Source organism: Pediococcus ethanolidurans (assembly GCF_964062635.1).
In the GTDB taxonomy this organism is placed as follows: Bacteria; Bacillota; Bacilli; order Lactobacillales; family Lactobacillaceae; genus Pediococcus; species Pediococcus ethanolidurans.
In genome coordinates this window covers 1,514,488-1,536,246 of record NZ_OZ061250.1, presented here as the reverse complement: position 1 = coordinate 1,536,246, position 21,759 = coordinate 1,514,488, and the positions used below count along the sequence as shown (strand labels likewise).

20 protein-coding genes and 1 tRNA gene are annotated in these 21,759 nt (G+C 36.4%); 5 read left to right on the top strand and 16 right to left on the bottom strand.

From position 1 onward, the window contains the following. Positions 1–31: 31 nt before the first annotated feature. Complete coding sequence (locus tag AB3219_RS07640) at positions 32–1,102, bottom strand: AI-2E family transporter (RefSeq protein WP_216753972.1); 1,071 nt, start codon at positions 1,100–1,102, stop codon at positions 32–34. A gap of 93 nt (positions 1,103–1,195) precedes the next feature. Then, positions 1,196–1,552: a PTS glucitol/sorbitol transporter subunit IIA gene (locus AB3219_RS07635; RefSeq protein ID WP_057806927.1), complete on the bottom strand. Its 357-nt coding sequence runs from the start codon at positions 1,550–1,552 to the stop codon at positions 1,196–1,198. 141 nt (positions 1,553–1,693) lie between these two features. On the opposite strand from AB3219_RS07635, the gene AB3219_RS07630 reads away from it, so the two are divergent. Together AB3219_RS07630 and AB3219_RS07625 are read left to right on the top strand one after the other, a co-directional pair. Further along, positions 1,694–2,719 (top strand): lactonase family protein, encoded by a 1,026-nt coding sequence (locus AB3219_RS07630; protein ID WP_216762772.1) that lies wholly within the window; start codon positions 1,694–1,696, stop codon positions 2,717–2,719. Positions 2,720–2,743: 24 nt separating this feature from the next. Next, positions 2,744–3,382: a copper homeostasis protein CutC gene (locus AB3219_RS07625; RefSeq protein ID WP_216762774.1), complete on the top strand. Its 639-nt coding sequence runs from the start codon at positions 2,744–2,746 to the stop codon at positions 3,380–3,382. Positions 3,383–3,522: 140 nt separating this feature from the next. Here the strand turns inward: AB3219_RS07625 and mgtE are convergent, their stop codons facing one another. Genes mgtE through AB3219_RS07605 form a run of 4 tightly spaced genes read right to left on the bottom strand, consistent with a single transcriptional unit; the run spans position 3,523 to position 7,253 of the window. Further along, a complete protein-coding gene (gene mgtE / locus AB3219_RS07620; RefSeq protein WP_216754488.1) occupies positions 3,523–4,875 on the bottom strand; it encodes a magnesium transporter in 1,353 nt (450 codons plus the stop codon). Between the two features lie 25 nt (positions 4,876–4,900). Then, positions 4,901–5,800: an RluA family pseudouridine synthase gene (locus AB3219_RS07615; protein ID WP_216754487.1), complete on the bottom strand. Its 900-nt coding sequence runs from the start codon at positions 5,798–5,800 to the stop codon at positions 4,901–4,903. After that, entirely contained in the window at positions 5,790–6,596 is an 807-nt protein-coding gene (locus tag AB3219_RS07610) for an NAD kinase (RefSeq protein ID WP_216754486.1), read from the bottom strand. Before AB3219_RS07610 ends, AB3219_RS07615 begins: the two co-directional genes overlap by 11 nt. Before the next feature lie 6 nt (positions 6,597–6,602). Continuing rightward, positions 6,603–7,253 carry a GTP pyrophosphokinase family protein gene (locus AB3219_RS07605; protein WP_057784618.1) on the bottom strand — a complete coding sequence of 217 codons (651 nt, stop codon included), beginning with the start codon at positions 7,251–7,253 and terminating at the stop codon, positions 6,603–6,605. 268 nt (positions 7,254–7,521) lie between these two features. Here AB3219_RS07605 and AB3219_RS07600 point away from each other — a divergent pair, with 268 nt between their 5' ends. After that, the gene (locus AB3219_RS07600) at positions 7,522–8,136 is read left to right on the top strand and encodes a DsbA family protein (protein WP_216754485.1); all 615 of its coding nucleotides are present in this window, start codon (positions 7,522–7,524) and stop codon (positions 8,134–8,136) included. 77 nt (positions 8,137–8,213) lie between these two features. Here AB3219_RS07600 and pepF read toward each other — a convergent pair whose 3' ends face one another. The 5 genes from pepF to AB3219_RS07575 all read right to left on the bottom strand — a co-directional run bounded on the left by pepF (position 8,214) and on the right by AB3219_RS07575 (position 13,578). Further along, positions 8,214–10,016, bottom strand: a complete 1,803-nt coding sequence (gene pepF, locus AB3219_RS07595) for an oligoendopeptidase F (RefSeq protein WP_263773370.1) — start codon at positions 10,014–10,016, stop codon at positions 8,214–8,216. Between the two features lie 42 nt (positions 10,017–10,058). Beyond that, positions 10,059–11,168, bottom strand: a complete 1,110-nt coding sequence (locus tag AB3219_RS07590; RefSeq protein ID WP_216754483.1) for a competence protein CoiA — start codon at positions 11,166–11,168, stop codon at positions 10,059–10,061. 102 nt (positions 11,169–11,270) lie between these two features. Continuing rightward, on the bottom strand, positions 11,271–11,984 hold the full coding sequence (locus AB3219_RS07585; protein ID WP_057806944.1) for an adaptor protein MecA: 714 nt from the start codon (positions 11,982–11,984) through the stop codon (positions 11,271–11,273). A gap of 123 nt (positions 11,985–12,107) precedes the next feature. After that, the gene (gene spxA, locus AB3219_RS07580) at positions 12,108–12,506 is read right to left on the bottom strand and encodes a transcriptional regulator SpxA (protein WP_057784613.1); all 399 of its coding nucleotides are present in this window, start codon (positions 12,504–12,506) and stop codon (positions 12,108–12,110) included. A gap of 331 nt (positions 12,507–12,837) precedes the next feature. Then, positions 12,838–13,578: an MBL fold metallo-hydrolase gene (locus AB3219_RS07575; RefSeq protein ID WP_216754482.1), complete on the bottom strand. Its 741-nt coding sequence runs from the start codon at positions 13,576–13,578 to the stop codon at positions 12,838–12,840. Between the two features lie 151 nt (positions 13,579–13,729). Here AB3219_RS07575 and AB3219_RS07570 point away from each other — a divergent pair, with 151 nt between their 5' ends. Then, positions 13,730–14,239: a monooxygenase gene (locus AB3219_RS07570; protein WP_216754481.1), complete on the top strand. Its 510-nt coding sequence runs from the start codon at positions 13,730–13,732 to the stop codon at positions 14,237–14,239. 54 nt (positions 14,240–14,293) lie between these two features. On the opposite strand, the gene AB3219_RS07565 is transcribed toward AB3219_RS07570, so the two are convergent. The 5 genes from AB3219_RS07565 to AB3219_RS07545 form a co-directional block, all read right to left on the bottom strand. Then, positions 14,294–16,324, bottom strand: a complete 2,031-nt coding sequence (locus AB3219_RS07565; RefSeq protein WP_216754480.1) for a heavy metal translocating P-type ATPase — start codon at positions 16,322–16,324, stop codon at positions 14,294–14,296. Further along, positions 16,321–16,749, bottom strand: a complete 429-nt coding sequence (locus tag AB3219_RS07560; RefSeq protein WP_216754479.1) for a CopY/TcrY family copper transport repressor — start codon at positions 16,747–16,749, stop codon at positions 16,321–16,323. The genes AB3219_RS07565 and AB3219_RS07560 overlap by 4 nt, the downstream gene beginning before the upstream one ends. Positions 16,750–17,241: 492 nt before the next feature. Next, entirely contained in the window at positions 17,242–18,315 is a 1,074-nt protein-coding gene (locus AB3219_RS07555; protein ID WP_216763238.1) for an IS30 family transposase, read from the bottom strand. A 482-nt stretch (positions 18,316–18,797) separates the two neighbouring features. Further along, positions 18,798–20,081, bottom strand: a complete 1,284-nt coding sequence (locus AB3219_RS07550) for an ISL3 family transposase (protein WP_010014548.1) — start codon at positions 20,079–20,081, stop codon at positions 18,798–18,800. Positions 20,082–20,260: 179 nt separating this feature from the next. Then, positions 20,261–20,331 (bottom strand) — tRNA-Cys (locus tag AB3219_RS07545). A gap of 733 nt (positions 20,332–21,064) precedes the next feature. On the opposite strand from AB3219_RS07545, the gene AB3219_RS07540 reads away from it, so the two are divergent. Then, complete coding sequence (locus AB3219_RS07540) at positions 21,065–21,757, top strand: MFS transporter (protein ID WP_216754718.1); 693 nt, start codon at positions 21,065–21,067, stop codon at positions 21,755–21,757. The last annotated feature ends 2 nt before the right edge of the window (positions 21,758–21,759 follow it).

Sequence of the window (21,759 nt, the reverse complement as noted above, 5' to 3'; positions counted from 1 at the left end):
AAATTGATCATTTAACAATCAGAACCTAAGTTTAACTTTCCTCTTCATAACCACCATTTTGCCGTTTATACCAACGAAATAGATGTGTCAAAATTACCTTACCTACCGCGTAAACTGGTATTCCAAAAATCACACCCAAAACGCCAAACATGCGTCCAGACGCCAAAAGAAAAATCAAAATTGTCACCGGATGAATCGATAAATTTGTTCCCAAAATTAAAGGAGAAATTAATCGGCCTTCAATCGTCTGCTCAATTGCAAAAACAATCAGAACTTTAACCAGCATCCATGGTGAAATAAATGCCGCTAATACAATTGATGGGATCATTGCTAAAAACGAACCCAAATATGGAATTAAATTCAAAAATCCAGCCGCAATCCCCAACGTGAGCGCAAACTTCAGTCCAATGATTGCATAGCCAACAAAAAACATAATTGCCACACAAAACGCAACAATCAATTGTCCGCGAATATAGCCGCTCAACTTGCCATTGATCTCTGTCAAAATCTGCGTAAATCCGGTCCTTTTTTGAACCGGTAAAAAATGAGCTAAATATTTGGGAAGACGATGTCCATCTTTTAATAGATAAAACAAAATAAACGGCATTGTAATCAACCCGACCACAATTTTAGTGACGGAACTAATCAAGCCACCTACCGAAGTAAATGTATGATTAGCAATAGAACTTGCCCATTTGGAAAAAGAACTTGTGGTTGATTTAGACAGTTGGTCAAACTCTTTTTGAAACTGTCCTAAACGTGGATCATTTAACCAAACTTCTAACTGATTAATTAAATGATTCCAATAATCAGGCCAATTTTTCAAAAAATCAGTAGCCTGATTACGAATAACTGGAATCAAAGCCACAACGCCTAATACTAATAACAAAATCACCACGATAAAAAGTCCAGTAATTGTCCAAACGCGACTAACATGAAATTTTTTTTGTAACCAATCAACTAATGGATTAAATAGATAATAAAGAACACCAGCCAAAACTATCGGTAAACCAACGATGTCCACAAAATCGCTAATTGGTTGGAAGAACCAGGTTACTTTAGAAAAAACAAGAATGATCAATAATAACAGTAAAATAATCATAAGATTAACAACAATTCGATTATTTAAAACCAATTTGGTAAACCATGTTCGCCAAGACTCTTTAGTCGTTTTCAAAAAATCACCACGCGATCCTTAAAAAATATAAGTTAGTTTGTCACCAACTGCAAAACCTGGGAATTTCTCTGGTGAAAGATAAACGGCACTTTCAAGCGGAGTATCAGGGATAGGTTCAAAACAAAGTGTGGCATGCCCAACTCCTTGTAAATTAGCATTCACCAGTTTGCCACAAAAGGATACGGTGTAGGAATGTTCACGAATTTTAATTTGGGAACCCCGTTTTAATTTAAACTCAGGATGTGGTTCATCAAATTTTTGAATCACCGCAACATCCTTCAGGTTACTAGTTGCTTCGGGTCCAAACAAAATAACTAACGGATCATTTTCAACAATTGCATTTGGCCCAATTTCAACAATTTTAGATGTAATCATGTATACCCTCTCCTCGCAATTAAATGGTTATTTTCATTGTAGCATAGTCGCAATTGAGTTATAAAGAAAATGGAAGCGTACACAGGATGTTTTCAAACTGTGCTATAATTTTGTATTAGAGAATACAAGGAGGTCCTTATTTTGAAGGAATCATTTTTCATTGGCACATACACTAAAAAAACTAGTCATGGTGTTTACCAGATGACTTTAGACACAGAAACCAACTCACTTAAAGATTTACAACTGGTTGCACAACTTGGTAACCCAACTTATGTCGCAAAATCAAACCGTAATTATCTTTATACAGTTGATCAAAAAGAAGCTGATGGTGGTTTAGCTGTTATTGATCTTAACAAAACGCCAGCAGAAATTATTCAACATGCAGTTACACCTGGAAATTCACCAGCATACGTCGCTGTTGACGAAGATCGACAATTAGTTTATAGCTCAAATTATCACTTGGCAACAGTTAACGTTTATAAAATTCAAGCGGATGGCACATTAAAACAAACTGATGTGGTTACTCATTCAGGTAAAGGACCAAAACCTGAGCAATCTGACGGTGCACATGTTCATTTTAGCGATTTAACCCCAGATAACCGTTTAGTAGTTTGCGATTTAGGAACTGACGAAGTTTATACTTATGATGTTTCTGACGATGGTAAACTCTCTGAAGTTGCCCGATACAAAACAAAAGCAGGCTTTGGCCCTCGTCATATTGTTTTCGCCCATCATGGCTCAAAAGCTTATCTCGCTGGTGAACTTGGTAGTGCTGTAGAAGTGCTGGACTACGATCAACAAAATGGTAAGTTTAGTCATGTTCAATCTATCAGTACAATTCCAACCACATGGCATTCACATAATGGCGCTGCAGCAATCAAAATAAGCTCAGATGATCATTTTGTTTATGTTTCTAATCGTGGCTATGATTCATTAGCTGTGTTCAAAGTCAGTTCTGATGGATCACTCAGTTTGGTTCAAAACATCTCAGTTGAAGGCAGCTTCCCACGTGACTTTTCGTTGGACCCTAGTGAAAATTTCGTTGCTTGCGTTAACCAAAACACAGATAATGCCACTCTCTTCTCACGTTCAAAAGAAACAGGCAAACTAACTTTATTGGAAAAAGATGTGGCTGTTCCCGAAGGTGTTTGCGTCTTATTCAATTAAACCTATTCAAGGAGCTAAAAAATGATTATTAAAGAAGTAGCTGTAGAAAATTTTACCAATGTTCCGGCTGCAATTCGCGCTGGAGCAAATCGAATTGAGCTCTGTGATAATTTAGCCGTTGGTGGCACGACCGTTAGTAAAGGCGTTATGGCTGAAACACAAAAATATGCGAGCGAACATCACATACCCGTTATGGCTATGATTCGTCCACGTGGCGGCAATTTTGTTTATACTGATACTGAACTCAAAATCATGGAAGCAGACGTTTTTCAGGCACAAGAATTAGGCGTTGACGGTGTTGTTTTTGGAGCCTTAAACAAAGATGGTAGTTTAGATACCGATGCCCTAAAAATGCTCATTGCCGCCGCCGGAGGTATGCAAATCACTTTTCATATGGCATTTGATGCCATTCCTAAAGAAAAACAAAATACGGCCATCGATTGGCTCGCCGAAGCCGGTGTTGATCGAATTCTAACTCATGGTGGTTCACTAGATACAACCATAGCTACAAATTATGAACATCTAAAGCAAACAATTGCTCAAACCAATCACCGATTAATTATTCTTCCTGGTGGTGGCATTACTGCTCAAAACCTAACTGAAGTTACAAAAGAACTCAGCGTTAGCGAAGCTCATGGTACACGTATTGTTGGTGCTCTTTAAACCTAATCAACCAAAAAACTAAGCCTAAACAAATTAGGCTTAGTTTTTTTATGCAGTTTCAATCTCTATTAAATTTGTATGTCTCATTTTTGTTATGCCAAACTAGTGACCATAAAAGATAATTCTCTCAGGTTCATATTCTACCTAATAAATAGTTGCAGAAAATACTGAGCAATATTGAAATAAATTAATACGCTGGTCAGGTCACTGAGCGTTGAAATAAACGGACCACTTGCTACTGCGGGATCTACACCTAATTTTTCCATTCCAATGGGAATCAAACTACCAGCTAAATTGGCAACAAAAATTGCACTTGCCATGGCAGCACCGACAACGCCACCTAATAAGAGATTTTGCTTCCACAGACCAACCATGAGCCAGACACAAAGCCCTGTAATAATGCCAATAATAATTCCAGTAGCAATCTCATTTAAAATCAATCGCCAGATTTTTAAATGACTATTGGTCGCTAACCGCCGCACCGCAACCGCCAAACTTTGAGTTCCTGCATTACCTGCAGTACCGGTAATTAAAGAAATAAAAATAGCCAAGACACTTACTTCGGACAAAAGGCCCTCAAAATGATTAATTAAAGTCGCTGTTAACATTCCCAAAAACAAAAGCGTAATCAACCATGGTAGCCTCTTTAGAGCAGTCTGAAAGGGATTGCGCGTCACACTTTCTGTATCAACACCCGCCAAGCGAGAATAGTCTTCAGCTGATTCCTCATCAATAACGTCAATAATATCGTCAACCGTAATAATTCCGAGCAGTTCTTCAGTTTGATTTACAACAGGAATTGCAACAAAATTATAGTCACGAACCTGTTCTGCAATAGCCTCTTGGTCCTCATTTACATCAACGGCTAGAACACGAGTAGTCATCACGTTTGCAACTTTTTCTTCATCACCATGCGTAATTAAATCACGAACAGAAAACACACCAACCAAAATATTTTGTTTATTAACTACGTAAATGTAGGTGACCAGTTCTGCTTCTTGAGCTTCACGTTTAACTTGTTGCATAGCACTACCGATCGTTTGTTCATCGGTAACCTTGATATACTCAGTGGTCATCAATGATCCAGCAGTTTCGTCCTCATAATGAATTAGATCACGAACCTGTTTTGCTTCATCGCCATGCAGTAAATTTAAATATTTTCGTTGTTTAATCGGACGCATTCCTGACAAAATATCAACCACATTATCGGTGTACATTTCGGTCAGTAAACGTGCTGCATATTGTGAATCCATTTCCTCAAGATACTTAGCAGTCTCGACTGGATCTTCTTCAGTATCATCAAAAACATTAGCTAGTTCTTTTGGAGTGAGCAAAGCATAACTTATTTTTCTTTGATTAAGATCCAATTTCGCAAAAATTTGACTTTGCTCATAACCATGCAAACTCAAAAAAAGATTTCGAAACTTCTTTTTCGCATGCTTATTTAACAATGTCACTATTTCAAGTTCAATTTGGTCAAGTTCTTCTGCCATGCTTAGTCCCCCTTGCCTAGAACAGTTAACGTGATTCTTGTTTTAAATAAGCAGCCAGATCTTTTGGTAACGGCGCCCAAACTGTTATTTGCTGATTTAAAAACGGATTAAAAAAAGAAATTGATGCACAATGTAAAGCTTGACGTTGCATGTAGCCACTACAGCTTCCGCCATACAAAACATCTCCAACTAAAGGATGTTTAAGCGCCGAAAAATGTACTCTAATTTGATGAGTTCGTCCCGTATGTAAACGAACACGAAGTAAAGTAGCTTCTTTTAATGATTTAACCACCCAATATTCTGTCAGAGAACGGCGACCTATTTCACCAGAAGTGACTTGTCGGCGAATAAATGAACCTTCTTCACGAGCAATCGGTAAATCGATCAATCCGTGTTTTTGATTGATATGACCTTCCACAACTGCCAAATAAATTTTCTTTATTGCGTGTCGTTTAAGTTGTTTATCGAGTACAGAATGTGCAAAATGATGTTTCGCAAAAATTACTAAGCCAGACGTTTCTCGATCTAACCGCGTCACAACGTGTGTCACCAAGCTTTCATAATTTTGTCTTTTATAATAACCTTTCACACGATTCACAAGTGTATCATTTGAATATAAGTGAGACGGCACTGTGGCCAAATAAGCAGGCTTATTAACAACCAAAAAATGCGCATCTTCATAGCAAATCTCGATTGGTTCATTTGAAACAGCCACATGATCATTTTCAACTTCTGGTGGTAATAAAAGTGTGATCACATCGCCTGTCACCACAGTTTCAATAACCCGTGCCGGTTGATGATTTAGTTCAATACTTCCACCATGAAACTTGATTCCCTTAAGTAAAGTTCGCGAAATCCCCTTTTGATATAAAAAAGTTCGGAGCTTCTCCGGACTTTCCACGTTTACCTGCCAATTAAACTTCATTGCCATCTCCAATAAATGCGTTTCGTACTCGACCCCAAAAATCAGTGTGGCGGTACTTAGCAAAATTAATCTTCTGTTCACCAATTCGATACTTAATTTGTTCAATGGGTGCATCAAAGATATTAACTTGATCAGCGGTAAAATTAAAATCGCCACCATGTGCCGGACGTAATGTAATCCACTCATCGGGCGCCAGAATAATAGAAGCTCCCAAAGTTCTAAATACCCGATTATTGATTGATGCAATTTCAGCCATTTGTAATACTTCAAGTTGCGGATGAACAACAGCACCACCAAGTGATCTGTTATAAGCTGTTGACCCAGTTGGGGTAGAAATACAAAGACCATCGCCACGAAAACGTTCAAAAAAACGGTCCTTGAAGTAGACGTCAGCCACCAAAGTTGACGATACTTTTTTTATCGTGGATTCATTAACAGCGTGATAACGAATAGGAGTAGTTTCTCCTACCATAGTGACATCAATATCCAGAATCGGATAACCTACACATTCTCCATTATCCGCTTTAATAGCTAAAATTAATTCATCAAGTTCATAGTCGCGCCAATCTGTATAAAAACCCAAGTGACCCGTATGGACACCAATGAAACGCACATTTTCTAACTGCGTTTGATAATATTGAAACGCAGATAAAAGGGTCCCATCCCCACCAACGGTCACAACAATATCGGGTCGCTCCCGATCGATCGTTATTTTGTTGGCTTTTAGTTTTTCTATTAATTTGTCAGCGACATCTTGAGCATTATTTGCCTGTTTACAATAAACGGCTACTTTCATTTTTTATCAGTCCTTATGTGATCCATACATATTGTGGTCCGACCGTTCTCTAGAAAACAGCTTTTGCGCTTCTTGTATTTCTTCACGGATTTCCGACATTTCTTCATCTAACGAAAAAGCCGCTTCTGAAGCTCTTTGCAGTCGATCACTTAATTCTTTAGGAAATTCTCCTTGATATTTATAGTTCAAAGAATGTTCAATTGTTGCCCAGAAATTCATTGCTAGTGTTCGAATCTGGATTTCTGCTAAGATTTTCTTTTCTCCAGAAATCAACTGAACTGGATATTCCACCACGATATGATAAGAACGATAGCCACTTGGTTTTTCGTTATTAATGTAATCGCGTTCCTCAATAATCGTCATATCAGTTCGTTTTCGAAGAAGATCCACTACCTGATAGATATCTTCAACAAATTGACACATGACCCGTACGCCAGCAATATCTTGCATATCTTGTTCTAATCGATCTTCTCGAACTTGACGACGCACCATTTTTTCTTTGATACTGGATACAGGTTTAACCCGTCCCGTTACAAATTCAATTGGACTTTGTTGATCATCGTTTTGAAATTGTTTTCGAATACCGCGCAATTTAATTTTCAGTTCATCCACGGTTTGTTTGTATGGTAATAAGAACTGTTCCCAATTATCAATCACGTATCTTGCCTCACTTTTTTAAAACACTACCTATGATTTTAGCATAAAACCGATTGTTAATCTGCCTAAACGCTATTCTTCGTTTTTTACTAACTTTTTAGGGCACATTTCTTTACCTTCTTAGACAATATGCGCTAAGATACAGCTGAATTCAGATTACCAAAAACAATTTATTTGATATTTTTTCAAAATTTGGTAAAGTCTATATTGTTGTCTTTTATAAATATTCAAATTAAAAAGTGAATTAATTTTGATGGAGGAAAAATCAATGCTTGATGTCTATTTGTTCGTGACACCATGGGGCGAGCAATGCATGAATTCTGAAAGAGTCATGATGGACTTTGTTCATAATGTGGATCAAAAGGTTAGTTTTCAGATTGTCCCAATGTTAAATATGCAAATAATTCAAAACTATCTTCACAGTGCAGCCAACCAAAACTATCGTTCTTATAACGACTTGTCTGAGGATATGTACCACATGATATTAGATTACAAGGCCGCCTTATTCCAATGTAAACGTCATGGTCGTAACTTTTTGAAATTAATTCAAAATGAAATTACAACTCAAAATTCACCTTATTCAAAAGAATTGGGTACAAAGATTGCACAAAAGGCTAATCTTGATTTAACCATGTTTGAAACTGATCGTCGTTCTCAATTAGCTCAGGATGCGTTCAAGTCAGATCAACAAACCGCATCCGAAATGAATGTTTCCGTTTCACCTTCCGCCGTCATTTTCAACGCCGATGGTGACGATTGTGGTATTCTGGTTGAAGACTTCAATAACAGTATCCTTCAACAAATTTGTCAAGATTCTGAATGCCCACTTTCTGACTCAATCAGTTTTTCCCATGCATCTGTTTCATTTCCACATGTTTTATAAAGTTATCAAGCACTTATAATAAAAAGTTTCCTAACAATCACGGCCGTAAATCGCTGTTGCTAGGAAACTTTTTATTTCTAGACTAAATTTTCAAATTCATTTAACCGTTCTTCAAATACTTGAAAAGCATCTTCCAAATAGTCTGTTTTAGTCATATCAACCCCTGCTTTTTTCATCACATTTAATGGAAAATCAGAACTACCAGATTTCAAGTAATTAAGATAGTTTTCAAGTGCATTAGGTTTCTTTTGTGTAATACCATTTGCTAATGACGATGCGGCAGCAAAACCAGTTGCATATTGATAAACATAAAAGTTATAGTAAAAATGAGGAATTCGTGTCCATTCAAACTTGATCTGTGAATCATTAATAACTGCATTTCCATAGTAACGATGATTTAAGTCACCATAATAAGACGACATCATTTCCGCCGTCAAAGGCTCCCCTTTAGCATCCGCCGCATGAATAAATTGTTCAAATTCGGCAAATTGTGTTTGACGATATACAGTTCCTTTAAAATCATCTAAATAATGGTTTAAAACATACAATCTAATTTGTGGGTCATCATATTTATTCAGTAAATATGAGGTCAAAATATTTTCATTAGTTGTTGATGCAATTTCAGCTACAAAAATGGCGTAATCACCATATTGGTAGGGCTGATTATGTGTGGTGTAATAAGTATGCATACTGTGACCCATTTCATGCACCAGCGTAAACAGATTATCCAAATCGTCTTGCCAATTTAATAGCATAAATGGATTTGTTCCGTACACTCCTGACGAATAAGCACCACTACGTTTACCTTGATTTTCAACGACATCAATCCACCGATTATTGAATGCCTCATCTACATGATTAACATAATCATTACCCATAATTTGAAGTGCCTGTTTGGCTTCTTTTTGAGCTTCCTGATAAGGATAACTTAATGGTGATTTTCCTGTAATAGGTGTATATAGATCATACATATGCATCTCTTTCAAATTAAGAATTTTCTTTCTTAACTCAACATAGCGATGAAGTAAATCTAAATGAGAATTCACTTCCGTAACAAGATTTGAATAAACTGATTCAGGGATTGCATTTTCACTCATTGCCGCTTGCCGTACATCTTTAAAACCGCGAATTTGAGCGTTAAAATTATGCACTTTTACTTCACCGGCTAGCGTGGCAGCAAACGTGTTTCTAAATTGTTCATAAACGGCATACAATTGCACAAATGCTTGTTTACGTACAGTCTGATCTGTCGATTGTAACAGGGTTGAATACATTCCTTGAGAAAGCTGGACAGTTTGCCCTGTATCGTTCTTTACAAACGGAAATTTTAGATCCGAATTATCTAAAATACCAAATACTTTTTCTGAAGAATCAAAAATAGAGCTAGCACCTGCTAATATTGCTTCTTCCTTCGCAGATAAAATATGATCTTTTTTTAACTTTAAAACAGCCAAAAAATGGTCATAAGGTTTAAGTTTAGGGTCACTGTTTTGAAACTCTGTCAATTTTTCATTTGGGATAGCCAAAATTTCTGGTTCTATCCAAGCCAATTGTGCAGAAATTTTAGAGACTAAACCAGTAATTTGATCTTTTAGCCCTTGATTCACATTGTTTCCAGTATCTTGATCGTTTTTTAGTTCAGCATACACATAAAGATGTTCTAACTGATTCTGAATCTTTAGTTCAGCCTGAATCACCTTTAACAGGTTTTCAGAACTATCTTTCAGTGTTCCTTGTTGGGCAAGTAACGTTTTTATTTCTGGATTCAATTTTGCAATCGCAGAATCAACCGCTTCTTTATTTTCAAAAATACTAGTTAGATCCCAGGTCAATTTAACTGGTACTTCATCTCGTTTAGGTAATTGTTTTATCTCAGTCATTCGCATTTCCTCCTATCGTAAATTAAATCTTACTTTAGCACACTACGAATGAAAATGGCGCAATTTTTGTGTAATGTCTGCGTACCAAAAAGGAGAATTAATCAACTGATAGTAATTTTGATTGTACTTAAGGAGATTGGCAGCAGTTAGGCTTTGAAGCCATTCGCGAAAATTTAATTCATCATAATCCTGCGAATTAATTGCATTCGGAAACTGCAAACCATTATTTTGAACTGACTCTTGAAACCAAGCAGCAAGCATCTGATAAGAAAAATTAGATCTAGTTGTATTTTGAAGCTTGATTAAAAATTTGATTTTCACTTCTAATGGTATATGTTCGCTCATTGGTAACCTAAAATCATGCGCATGAATGACCCAGGGACATCCGGCTAAATTTAAATGATGCGCGTAACAAATAAGCTGAATTTGCTTTAAATGCTTATCAGTATATCTTCCTAATAAACGTCGCTGTAATTCCAGTGCTTCTCGATAGCGATCTGGCTGGGCATCTATAGTATCTGTTCTGATTCGATTAAAGAAGCCATTGAAGGCAGATTTCGAAGGATTAAATGAATAGTCGCGCCATTTTAATTTGCCAAATAAATCTTGAGTAATATGGTGTTTAACGATAAACTGATCACTTTGAGGATTATAAAAAGAAACAAATAGACCTAATGATTTTTGAAAATAGGAAAATTTAGAAATTTTTTCAAGTGTTAACTTACTTGTTAAGTAGGTAGGTCCTAAAATCCACCAAACCTTATAACCATTAATTCGATAACCTTTAGTTCGTTGCTCTAATCTTTCATAAGAGATCGGACTGCATTGAAACTCAAGCGCTGTTCGATGATGATGCCAATATACCAACACATCTGGGCGTTGTTTTAGCTTTGGTAAATAGGCTTCTAGTTTTACTGCTAAATGATTTTGGCGACACCAATTAAATATTTTAGTCTTACCCATCAAATGAATTTTAGTTTCACCTTCACTAAATAAATGACAATCTGTTCCCGCATGATGAGCAAAATGTGTCAACCGCATGTGCCCTTGTCTTAGAATGACATTTTGACCACAACCCGGACAGGTATACTGATTTTCTCGGTGTGCATCAGCAGCTAAGATACTTTGCTCATGGTCATTTGCAACAAACATATGCATCCCCTCCAAAAGCAAGATACGTCAAAAGACACAAAACTCATTAAAAAAGGCATAAAAAAAATACTAACATTTTACCGTTAGTATCTTAGTTTTTACCTATTTAAAGTAGTGACGCGTCAACTCCAAAGCACTTTGACTCATTATCTCTTGACCATGTTCATGTAAAACATCAGCGGTTACTTCTGAAGTATCTGCGTACTCGTAAGCAACTGCCAATTCATTTTTAATTGTTTCTGGACTTGATTCATCAACAAAGAAAATCAAATCTAAATAATAGTCACCCTTATATTTAAACAAGTTTGAAGCTGCACTATCAAGTCGAAGAACACGCGCAATTTCGGGCATACTTTCAAAACTTGGTAGTTTCAAAACAAACTCTTGCGTATTTGTGTCTGGATCATTTAAATAGGGATCTAAGTCAGCTGGACTAGAATCCTTCGTTTGAGCTTTTTTCTTAGTATCTTCATTATCATGTTGAATTAATTGATGCTTAAGAAATTCCGAAACATCGTCTTCATTGTTAATGTTAAATGTTTTATTATCAGAACTTACTTTTGAGTTGCCCTTCATATCAGCATTCTTACTGATAAAAAGCTCCAAGCCATTTCGGTTAGGTAATACCTGAAAAGTAACGGCATCATTTTCTTGAAATTGATGATCCGTATCTACTTCTTGCAAAATACTATAGAAAAAATCCTCTATTTGTTTATGACTTCCCAATAAATCAAGAACTGTAATGCCACGTTCAGTTAAATCATCGTTTCCGATTAAAACTCGAATCGTATCATCATTTATTCGTTCCATTTCCATGTTCGCACCCCCAACCTCTCGTTGCATTTATCTGTTGTGCGTCACAACAGAACCCAATAAAAAATTAGATTCATGGATATTATCCCACAAATCTAACTTTTTGCAATTAACCTGTCTTTTATTTTACAAATCTGCTAATCGTTGTGCTTCTCTTAACTCATAAGCTCTGACATCTCGAGGTAAGAAACGACGAATTTCATCTTCATTGTATCCAACCTGAAGTCGTTTTTCATCCAAAATAATTGGTCGACGAAGCAACCCAGGATTTTTCTGAATCAAATCAAATAATTTTTGTAATGGTAATTCATCAAGATTAATATTAAGTTTTTGAAATACTTTAGAACGTTTTGAAATAATTTCTTCCGTTCCATTTTCAGTCATTCGTAGAATCGATTTAATCTCATCCATCGTCAATGGTTCGGAAAAAATATTACGTTCCTTAAATGGAATGTTGTTTTCCTTTAACCAAGCTCGTGCTTTTCTGCAAGAAGTGCAACTCGGTGAAGTATATAAAGTAACCATATTTTTTCCTCCTTAGCAATTGAACCAAAATGTGCTTTGTGTAAAGCAAATTCAATTTCTTTACAATGACTATTATAACCTGAAACGAGAATTAAAACCATAGTTTTTTGAAAAAAGTTCTTACTTTTTGTAAACCGTTGATTAACAGTTTCAAAGATTATGTCAATTAAAAAGCTATTATGTGTCAAATAAAAGAATAAGGTTGATTTGTTCATGAAGTCTTCTTAATTTTTTTCTTATTAAGTCTAATAATATTTATTAATGATAAAAAGTTAAGTTTCCTGTAAAAAAGCTCTTAAGTATCGCCTATACCAATTTTAATTTTAGAATGTTAAACCGTGTACTTAAAGAGTTTTGATGCATGCATAACTTGAACGTTTGTTCCCGCTTTTTCAGCCGCTTCATTCACTAATTGGTCAAGGTTACCAATTTGCGGTAAGTGCGTTAGTAGTAAATTTTGAACTTGCGCTTGCTTTGCGAGTAAACCCGATTCTGCAGAAGTCATATGCCACTTTTTTCCCTCTTTGTTTGCATAAAAATTAGTATCTGTCATTAATAAATCGGCATTTTTGGCAAAATTGACAAGATCTGCAAAATATGCAGTGTCAGACGTAAATACAAGCACTTTATGACTCGTCTTTTCTTCAATCCGAACTGCAAATGCGGCCACTGGATGATGTGTTTGTAAAAACGTTATTTCGAAAGGTCCCAGGTCCAGTTTCTGATCAGCACTATATGGTTTTCCAACTGTTGCTCCCGGCCAAGTTAAGGCACCAAAATTCAGTGGATCCTGTGTATGCCCATATATTGGCAAAACAGATTCTTTTTTGACACCTTCCCTTAACTGCCAAAAGTATTGCAAAACGCCCACATCTGCTGTGTGATCATGATGATAGTGTGAAAGTAATACGGCATCTAATTGAAGTGGATCCAAAACCTTTTCCAAAGTTACTAACGCGTCACTTCCGCAATCCAAAAGTAGATTATAATTATCGGACTGCAATAAATAAGCACTCGTACCATCGCCATTCCATGGATAACCACCATAGTACCCTAATACTGTTAATTTCATTTTAGAAAATCCCCTTTCATCTACTCAAATATCTCTTAATAATAAATGCTGTCCTTCTTTAATTTAACATATTCTATTTGAAAGAGAAAACCTTTTCATTAATTAGAGATAACAAGGTATAATGAAGACGTAAACAATTGGAGGGATTATAATGATTGATAAAATTTCATCAACCTTTGGCAGTTGGCCAATTTTAAAACAAATTGAGAAAAACAATCCGGAACGTCGCTTTATAACCTTATCAAGTACATCAATTCATAACGATTTTCAACTATTGGACGTTTCTGGTAAACCTTCCGTTTTTGCTAATCCATTAATTTACCAAATTAAGTTCCATACCGGTAATTTTGTTTGGAATGGCTTTTATCGTTTTTCCTTTATGACACTCTCAAAAGAGGAAATAAAAGTACTCAATGCAAAAATAGCACAACTGGCCACACCTAGTCGCCTACCTCTTGGATTAAATGATTTGTTTGTGCTCCAACCTCAAAATCATTTTAATGAACGTATTATTTTAACTATCTGGCAATTGGATTCAGACTATGCAATTTGGCGCCGTTCAACAAGTTTTTCACCGTTTAAAATATATAGTGATAGCGGTGCATATGATTATCACGATTCAAACTATACAGCTTATCAACTTCACAGTTTACAATCCTAAAAAAGTTCTGCATAATTCAAGGCCTCTAAACCTTAAATTCATGCAGAACTTTTATTATTTCTGAACTTTCAGAGTCATTGCGTTAATAGCCACGATAATCGTACTCATTGACATAATCACTGCTCCTACCATGGGATCTAGCATAAAACCTAGTGGCGCCAATACACCTGCAGCTAACGGAATGGCAATTAAATTATAACCGGCTCCCCACCACAAATTTTGCATCATTTTGGTATGTGTATTTTTAGCTAATTTAATAAAACTTACAATGTCCATCGGATCACTTTTGACCAAGATGATATCTGCTGATTCAATCGCAACATCTGTTCCGGAACCAATTGCAATGCCAATATCAGCCTTAGCTAAACTGGGCGCATCATTAACCCCATCCCCTACCATCATGACATGATTACCGCTATTTTGATAATCACTAATAATTTTTTGCTTATCTTCCGGGTGCAACTGGGCACGATAAATTGAAATACCAAGCTCACGAGCAACCACAGAAGCCGTCTCTTCATTATCACCAGTCAACATAACGGGTTGAATTTGCATGTCCTTAAACGCTTGTATTGCGCGTTTAGCGGTTGGCTTAATTTGGTCACCTTCTGCAAGCATTCCTACAACCTGTTGATTATGAATTAAATAGGCTACTGAATTCCCTTCATTTGCCCATTTTTCAAACGATTTAGTATCATAAGCAATGGCTTGTTCTTTCAAATAGGTTGCCGAAACAATTTTATATTGCTGCTCTTCAATTATGCCCTCGATACCAACTCCAGTAATCTGACTTGTATTCTTTGATGTTAGTAAAGACAGTTCTTCATTTTTTGCTGCATTTAAAACTCCGACAGCCATTGGATGAGTTGAATTGGCTTCAAGACTTGCCATTAATTGCAGTACCTGATCATCATTTAAATCACTTTGATAGCTTTCGATATGATTTACTTTAAATTTACCCTCAGTTAAGGTTCCTGTTTTATCCATTAATACATACTTAACTTTCTTAATAGCCTCCATTGCATCACGATTACGAATTAATAACCCGTGGTTTGCTGCCAGTGCTGTACTGCGCGCCGTTACTAGTGGGATAGCCAGCCCTAATGCATGTGGACAAGCAATGATCAATACGGTGACTGCTATGGACATTCCCATTGAAAGACCACTTAATGATGTCCATGCCACAAATGCAATAATTCCAACTATTAAAGCAGCATAGAATAACCATCCTGCTACACGATCCGCCATAGTTTCTACTTGAGATTTACTTTCCTGTGCACTCGAAACTAGTTTTTGAACCTGTGCTAAATAACCTGTTTCTCCAGTCCCAGTAACCTTGAATTCAAAGGTGCCATCGCCATTGATTGAGCCACCGATTACTTTATCATGAACCTTTTTGGTGACTTGCCGGGCTTCTCCTGTAACCATTGCTTCATTAACACTGGTTTCACCGCTAACCAATACACCATCTGCTGGAATTTTTTCACCCGCACGTACCTGTAATATTTGTTGCTCTTCTATCTCGTTACTCTTAATTTCTTGAATTTGATTCTTCGTTACAAGATGTGCTTTGTCTGGCAGCAACTTGCCAAGTGCATCAACCGCATTTCCAGCACGACTAACAGCATTCATTTCAATCCAGTGACCGAGTAGCATAATCACAATTAGGGTCGAAAGCTCCCAGAAAAAACTTTCTTTTTGAGGTTGAATTTTAAGAATATAATTAGCAACAAACGCATAAATGCTATAAAGATACGAAACGGAGATTCCCATTGTAATCAGCATCATCATTGCCGGTTTCTTTGCTTGTAATTCACCTTTTGCACCACTAAAAAATGGTTTCCCACCGTAGAAAAATAGAATTGTTGCTAGTACTGCAACGATCCAATCAGATCCAGTAAAGGTAAATTGAAATGGTAAATCAACTCCCATCATTGGACTCATGAGAATAATTGGAATCGTTAAAACTAAAGACACCCAAAATTTCTGTTTTAAATTTCCCATGTGCATCATATGCCCACCATGATTCATCATATCGTGGTCCATATGCATTTCTTCATTTTCCATATTCATATCATCATTCATTTTGCAGTCTCCTCCTCTGGGATACAATTACAAGCAACTTCATCCGGTGCGGTTTTTGCCTTTTCAACTAATACCGACTGCAGTTTTTCTATATCTGTTTTGCTTAATTGAAGATCTTTTACAAGCTGTGTTAAAACCTCGCCATTCTTCATTGCACACATATTTTGAAATAGTCGGGTCGCTTCTCTTTGCATCGCCACTCGTTCTGGAATCGCACACTGATAAATATTTGTGTGCCCTTCTTTTTGAGCTGTTAACATTTTTTTTTGCATTAAACGACTAATTAGCGTTTTAACTGTAGGTGCCTTCCAAGCCATTTTATTTAATAATAAATGAACCACTTCATTACTAGTTGCTTGACCCATTGTCCAAATGATTCGCATAACTTCCCATTCAGAACTAGTGATTGGTAATTCTTCTGTCATTTTTCTTCCTCCGTCTACAAATGTAATTTACATATTAAAGTCTACATTTGTAGTCGGAAATTGTCAAGTGTAAAGTGCCTCTAAAAAATAATATGTGATATGATTGAACCATTGAATTAACAGAGAAAGGTCAATTATGAAAATTAAAATTAGTCGTGCCATACTTATTAACATGATTTTGGATTTACTATTTGGAATATTTTTTATTTATTATCTCTTTACTACAGATTCATCAAACGGATATCGATGGATCATCACTATTTTTGCAGCTTATGATTTTACAGACATTATCATGAGCATCCGTAAAATTATTTTGATGAATAAAAACGACAAAAATTAAAAATGTGCGTTAAAAAAGAGGAATTCAGCTGAATGTTGAATTTCCTCTTTTTTAAATTTCTAATCATGCGCAAATTGCAAGAACAAGTTAGCCACCCCGCAGGCGAAGTTGCGGGGCATGTCAGAATATCTATTGAAGATTGGAATAAATGATTAAGCAATGCGAGTTTTGCGAGCGCGCGCTGCTTCAATCTGAAAAGCTTTTTCAGGTGTTTGGTACTTTAAGATACGTCGTGGTAGTTGGTTGAGACGTGCTTCAACCAGGGCAACAGTCTTAGGACTAATTGTATCTAATGAATATCCTTTAGGTAAATAACGTCTAATCATGCGGTTATGAGTTTCATTGGTTCCTCGTTCAGAAGAACTATACGGATGGGCATAATAGATATCAGCAATGCCAGTTAAAGCTTCTTCCAAGGTTGTGAACTCCGTTCCATTGTCAGCGGTAACGGATTTGATCAGATCACCAAATTCAGCACAAATCCCTTTAATGGCATAGGCTACGGAGTCAGCATCTTTGCCTTCAATCAAACGAATAAAGTCAAAACGAGTTTTACGTTCAGTGAAGGTCAATAGGACACTTTCATGGCCACTACGTTTACCAACCACGGTATCAATTTCAAAGTGGCCAAATTCATTGCGCTTGTCGACACGCTTAGGTCGTTCTTCAATACTTTTACCAATCAAACGTCGATGTTTATGCGACCAGTGATGTTTCGTACGCCGTTTGGTTTTCTCAAGCAAATCAAGATTGCGGATTTCTAATAATTGCGCATCAATATAGTTATAGAGGGTCTTAGTGCAGACCATCTCTGTACGCTTAAATAAATGATGTTTGTGGGCGAAGCCAACTGCTGCATCAGGTGACCAATGATCTTGATGGAAATGATCATCAAAGTAGGCCAAAAAATTAGTAATGTGTTTGAATTTTAATGGTCGATGACAGTGCTGACGATTCATTTCATAACGAATTTGAGCTGTATCAGGAGCATAGATATTGAAGTACTGTTCTTTACCATTAATCTTCTTTACCTGTTGAACACAGCCACGTTTGAGTTCGTTATTGATAGTTTGATGGCAAACACCAAGTTCCGTCGCAATTTGACGAGCAGATTTGCCTGCAGCAAGCAATCCCGCAATTTTTCCACGTTCAATTGGTGTTAAATGATGACCCTTTGAGTGAGATATGGTAAGCTGTTCTTGCGCCAAGACGAAAACCTCTTTCATTGTTTAGTGTAGGAACTTCAATGATACCTGATTTTTTCGTCTTGGTGTCTTTTTATTTGACCATTTTTACAAGGTGGCTAACTTGATTATAAAATCTGCGATTTCTAATCATGATTCAAAGCCTTAAGGTACTTTTCCATATACATGTCTTTGTTTCTAGAATTATATTGTGTAATAAAACGTGGATGTTCTAAAGGAATTATCGTTTTAAAAAAATGGTAGTTCTGATTTATTTCTGTTAGTATTTTATAATTTTCACCACTACCAATGCAATAACATATTGATGTATCTATCCCAAAATCTAGCTGTTTTCGTATGGAACTAATCATGTAAGGAAAGAGCAATTTTTGAATTTGCCCTCTGTATTTTTCCAAGATTTATTGATAAATTTTGCGAAAATAAAAAACGATCAATTTCCCAAAAGTGGAAAAAAAGGCTCTTTGTCAAATCCTGTTGATGAATAGCTTTTACAGAGTTGAAAGTCATGCGACTTTCAACTCTGTTTTTTTCATTGGTTTTGTTCTCATTTGCCGTAACTTAATACGTGAAATCATATGATGGTAATTACGGAATCCAAATGCTGTGCGTTGAATTTGTTTAATCATTCGATTCATGCCTTCGACTGGGCCATTCGTATAGTCCGATTCACTGGCGTTGAGTACAACCACTAAGTTCTTTTTGAACGTTTGAAACACTGCTTTCATGTAGGGACTTATATTTTGATTTGTATATAGATCTTCCACAAGCTTGTCTTTGTCTTGATTCTTAAGGTTTTCCATGATGCTTTGCATCGACTCGTACGATGCTTTAAGTTCTTCGTTAATTGTCAGTCCTTGTTCTACACGTTCTAGTTGTGTGAGTTGTTTTCGCAGGTGTCGGTCATAAAAGACATGTTCCTCATCTAGATTTCCGGCATACTTCAAATAAAGCCGCCAGGCGAACTTTAACGTGCGATATTCATAGGATCTTTTATTGTACTTTTTCATGGTTTGCACCCGAGTTTGATTAAAAGCTCGAGTCATCATTGCAACGATGTGAAAGCGGTCGATCACAATTTTTGCCTGCGGAAACATTGCCTTGGCAATGTCTTGATAGTAACTATTTAGATCTACGGTAACTGTTTTGACACGTGCTCGAACACTTGCTGGAAATTGTTTAAAATAATCAGTAATACTTTGCTTGAATCGGTCTGGCAGAATTTGTTGAATTTCGTGCTCACCAGCGCCATTAATACAGATGAAATGGAGCCGACCACCAATTCCTCTAAATTCATCCATGGCGAGATGAACCGGTAGATAGTTAAGATTTCTGCGAAATAAGTCATCATAGTTGTCTAAGTAACGACAGACAGTGCTAGCTGATATGCCGGCATCGATCGCAATGCTAGCTTGAGTGCGGTCGTCTTGTAGACTCATAAACACTTTCTGACGCGTGGCTCGGGAGATACAACAGTACTTGTCTACCACATCAGAAGTAGCCATAAACGACGCTTTACAATTACGACAAATGACGCGTTCTTTATGGAGTTCCAAATAAACTGGTTCACTCGCATTCGCTGCCAGATAGGTCACGCGTGATACGTAGTGTCCATTATGACTTAGCTCGCAAAAGCCACAGTTAGCGCAATGTTTCTGGTCGAACTTAACCGTGGCTATATATACTTTTGCGCGCTTAGCTTTAATCACTTGATAGTTATATTTGTAAAAAACTACATTTGGGTCTTTAATACTGAGCGCAAATTTTATATTATTATCTACAGGGTCCATAAGTTTTCACGTCCTTTAAAAAAGATGCTGTAGTGGGTGGATTTTTTAGGTGCGAGGCTTATGGGCCTTTTTTATTTTGCACTAAAAAATCCTGCTAATAGATTACCATGTTAAGTAAGCTATCAACAGGAAAAAGTATAGAACCGAAAAAAACCGTTTCACTTAAATAAAACATCTCAAGGCGGTAACCGGATTTGAACCGGTGATGAAGGTTTTGCAGACCTCTGCCTTACCACTTGGCTATACCGCCATGTAAATAATAAAAGGCATCAAGAATCGTTGATTTCAAAAATGCCAACGCTTAACAGATTATCACAGCGAGCGCTTTTTGTAAAGGTGTTCTTTACTTCGACTTATTTTTTCAATCATGTTTTGGAATTTTTTACCTAAGTTAACTTGTTTGCAAATTTGCATTTAGTATATTTTTGAAATGATTCATTAGATACTTAAGCCTGCTATGAAAATATATCGGTAATAATAAAATAGGATTTAAGATATGAGCAAATAAAAATTTCAGTTTATAGATCTATATTTTATCAACTATCAAGTTTTTATCTTTACTTTTTGAGTTGCTCAGAAATTTTAATTTATTAACATTAATACCAACTTGTTACTGATGAATTTTTCCGTTATTTGATCAGTTTAATTAACTATTGCAGTATTGTATTTATTGGCGTTACCACCAAAAGTTGCAAAATTTAACTGAGGAACAACTGTACATATCAATTTTTACTATTTTAAACAATTAGCTATCTCAATGATTCTAAAATTTATTAAAAGGCAGTGCAAATAATCAATGCATTTACTAAGGTCTTGTATTTTATCAACATTTCTGTTATCTTGATGATTGAATATATAAACATAGTTTGCCTCTTTAAATACATCGGAGGGCTTCATATATGGAGCTGGATTAAGGTGCCGGATTTTTGGCCTTATCCAGCTCTTTTTTTGTTTAAAAATCTATTATAGTACGGAGGTATATTATGAATCAGCATTCCAAGTCAACAACTCAAATTATTATGGTTTTTGTTCTATTGCTTGGTAGTTTTCTTTCAGCTTTAGCCGAAACTTTTCTGAATAATGCATTACCAACAATCATGGCCGAAGTTCATGTGTCTCAGACAACCGCGCAATGGTTAAGTACCGGTTACTTACTAGTTGCCGGTATTATGATGCCCACAGCCGCCTACTTTACAAATCGAATCAAACTAAAACCATTGTTTTTAGAAACGATTAGTATTTTTCTCAGCGGATTAATCATCTCAGCTACTGCTCAATCTTTTACCATATTACTTCTTGGACGTCTAATTCAAGCGGCCTCAGTCGGTGTTAGTATGCCGTTGGTACAAAATGTATTGACTTTGATTTTTCCTGCTGAGAAACGTGGTATTGCGTTAGGAATTGGTGGCATCGTCATAAATTTGGGACCAGCAATTGGCCCAACATTATCTGGGATAATTGTTACGCATTGGTCCTGGCGCATGTTATTCATAGCATTAATTCCAATTGCCTGCTTAGTTTTAGTGCTAGGTATTTTTACAATCGACAATGTTACTGATACAAGAAGTGATCACCTGGATATGCCATCATTGATCATGTCCGTTTTTGGGTTTGGTGGTTTGGGTTTGGTGGTTTGCTTTTTGGGCTTTCACAAATTGGCGTCTCTGGAAATTTAGAT

Coding starts and splice junctions, on each gene's coding strand:
- AB3219_RS07615 (WP_216754487.1), bottom strand. CDS start 5,800: ATGAAGTTTAATTGGCAGGTAAACGTGGAAAGTCCGGAGAAGCTCCGA.
- pepF (WP_263773370.1), bottom strand. CDS start 10,016: ATGACTGAGATAAAACAATTACCTAAACGAGATGAAGTACCAGTTAAA.
- AB3219_RS07600 (WP_216754485.1), top strand. CDS start 7,522: ATGCTTGATGTCTATTTGTTCGTGACACCATGGGGCGAGCAATGCATG.
- AB3219_RS07590 (WP_216754483.1), bottom strand. CDS start 11,168: ATGTTTGTTGCAAATGACCATGAGCAAAGTATCTTAGCTGCTGATGCA.
- AB3219_RS07560 (WP_216754479.1), bottom strand. CDS start 16,749: ATGACAGAAGAATTACCAATCACTAGTTCTGAATGGGAAGTTATGCGA.
- AB3219_RS07555 (WP_216763238.1), bottom strand. CDS start 18,315: ATGAAAGAGGTTTTCGTCTTGGCGCAAGAACAGCTTACCATATCTCAC.
- AB3219_RS07570 (WP_216754481.1), top strand. CDS start 13,730: ATGATTGATAAAATTTCATCAACCTTTGGCAGTTGGCCAATTTTAAAA.
- AB3219_RS07640 (WP_216753972.1), bottom strand. CDS start 1,102: ATGATTATTTTACTGTTATTATTGATCATTCTTGTTTTTTCTAAAGTA.
- AB3219_RS07540 (WP_216754718.1), top strand. CDS start 21,065: ATGAATCAGCATTCCAAGTCAACAACTCAAATTATTATGGTTTTTGTT.
- mgtE (WP_216754488.1), bottom strand. CDS start 4,875: ATGGCAGAAGAACTTGACCAAATTGAACTTGAAATAGTGACATTGTTA.
- AB3219_RS07585 (WP_057806944.1), bottom strand. CDS start 11,984: ATGGAAATGGAACGAATAAATGATGATACGATTCGAGTTTTAATCGGA.
- AB3219_RS07635 (WP_057806927.1), bottom strand. CDS start 1,552: ATGATTACATCTAAAATTGTTGAAATTGGGCCAAATGCAATTGTTGAA.
- AB3219_RS07575 (WP_216754482.1), bottom strand. CDS start 13,578: ATGAAATTAACAGTATTAGGGTACTATGGTGGTTATCCATGGAATGGC.
- spxA (WP_057784613.1), bottom strand. CDS start 12,506: ATGGTTACTTTATATACTTCACCGAGTTGCACTTCTTGCAGAAAAGCA.
- AB3219_RS07550 (WP_010014548.1), bottom strand. CDS start 20,081: ATGGACCCTGTAGATAATAATATAAAATTTGCGCTCAGTATTAAAGAC.
- AB3219_RS07610 (WP_216754486.1), bottom strand. CDS start 6,596: ATGAAAGTAGCCGTTTATTGTAAACAGGCAAATAATGCTCAAGATGTC.
- AB3219_RS07565 (WP_216754480.1), bottom strand. CDS start 16,324: ATGAATGATGATATGAATATGGAAAATGAAGAAATGCATATGGACCAC.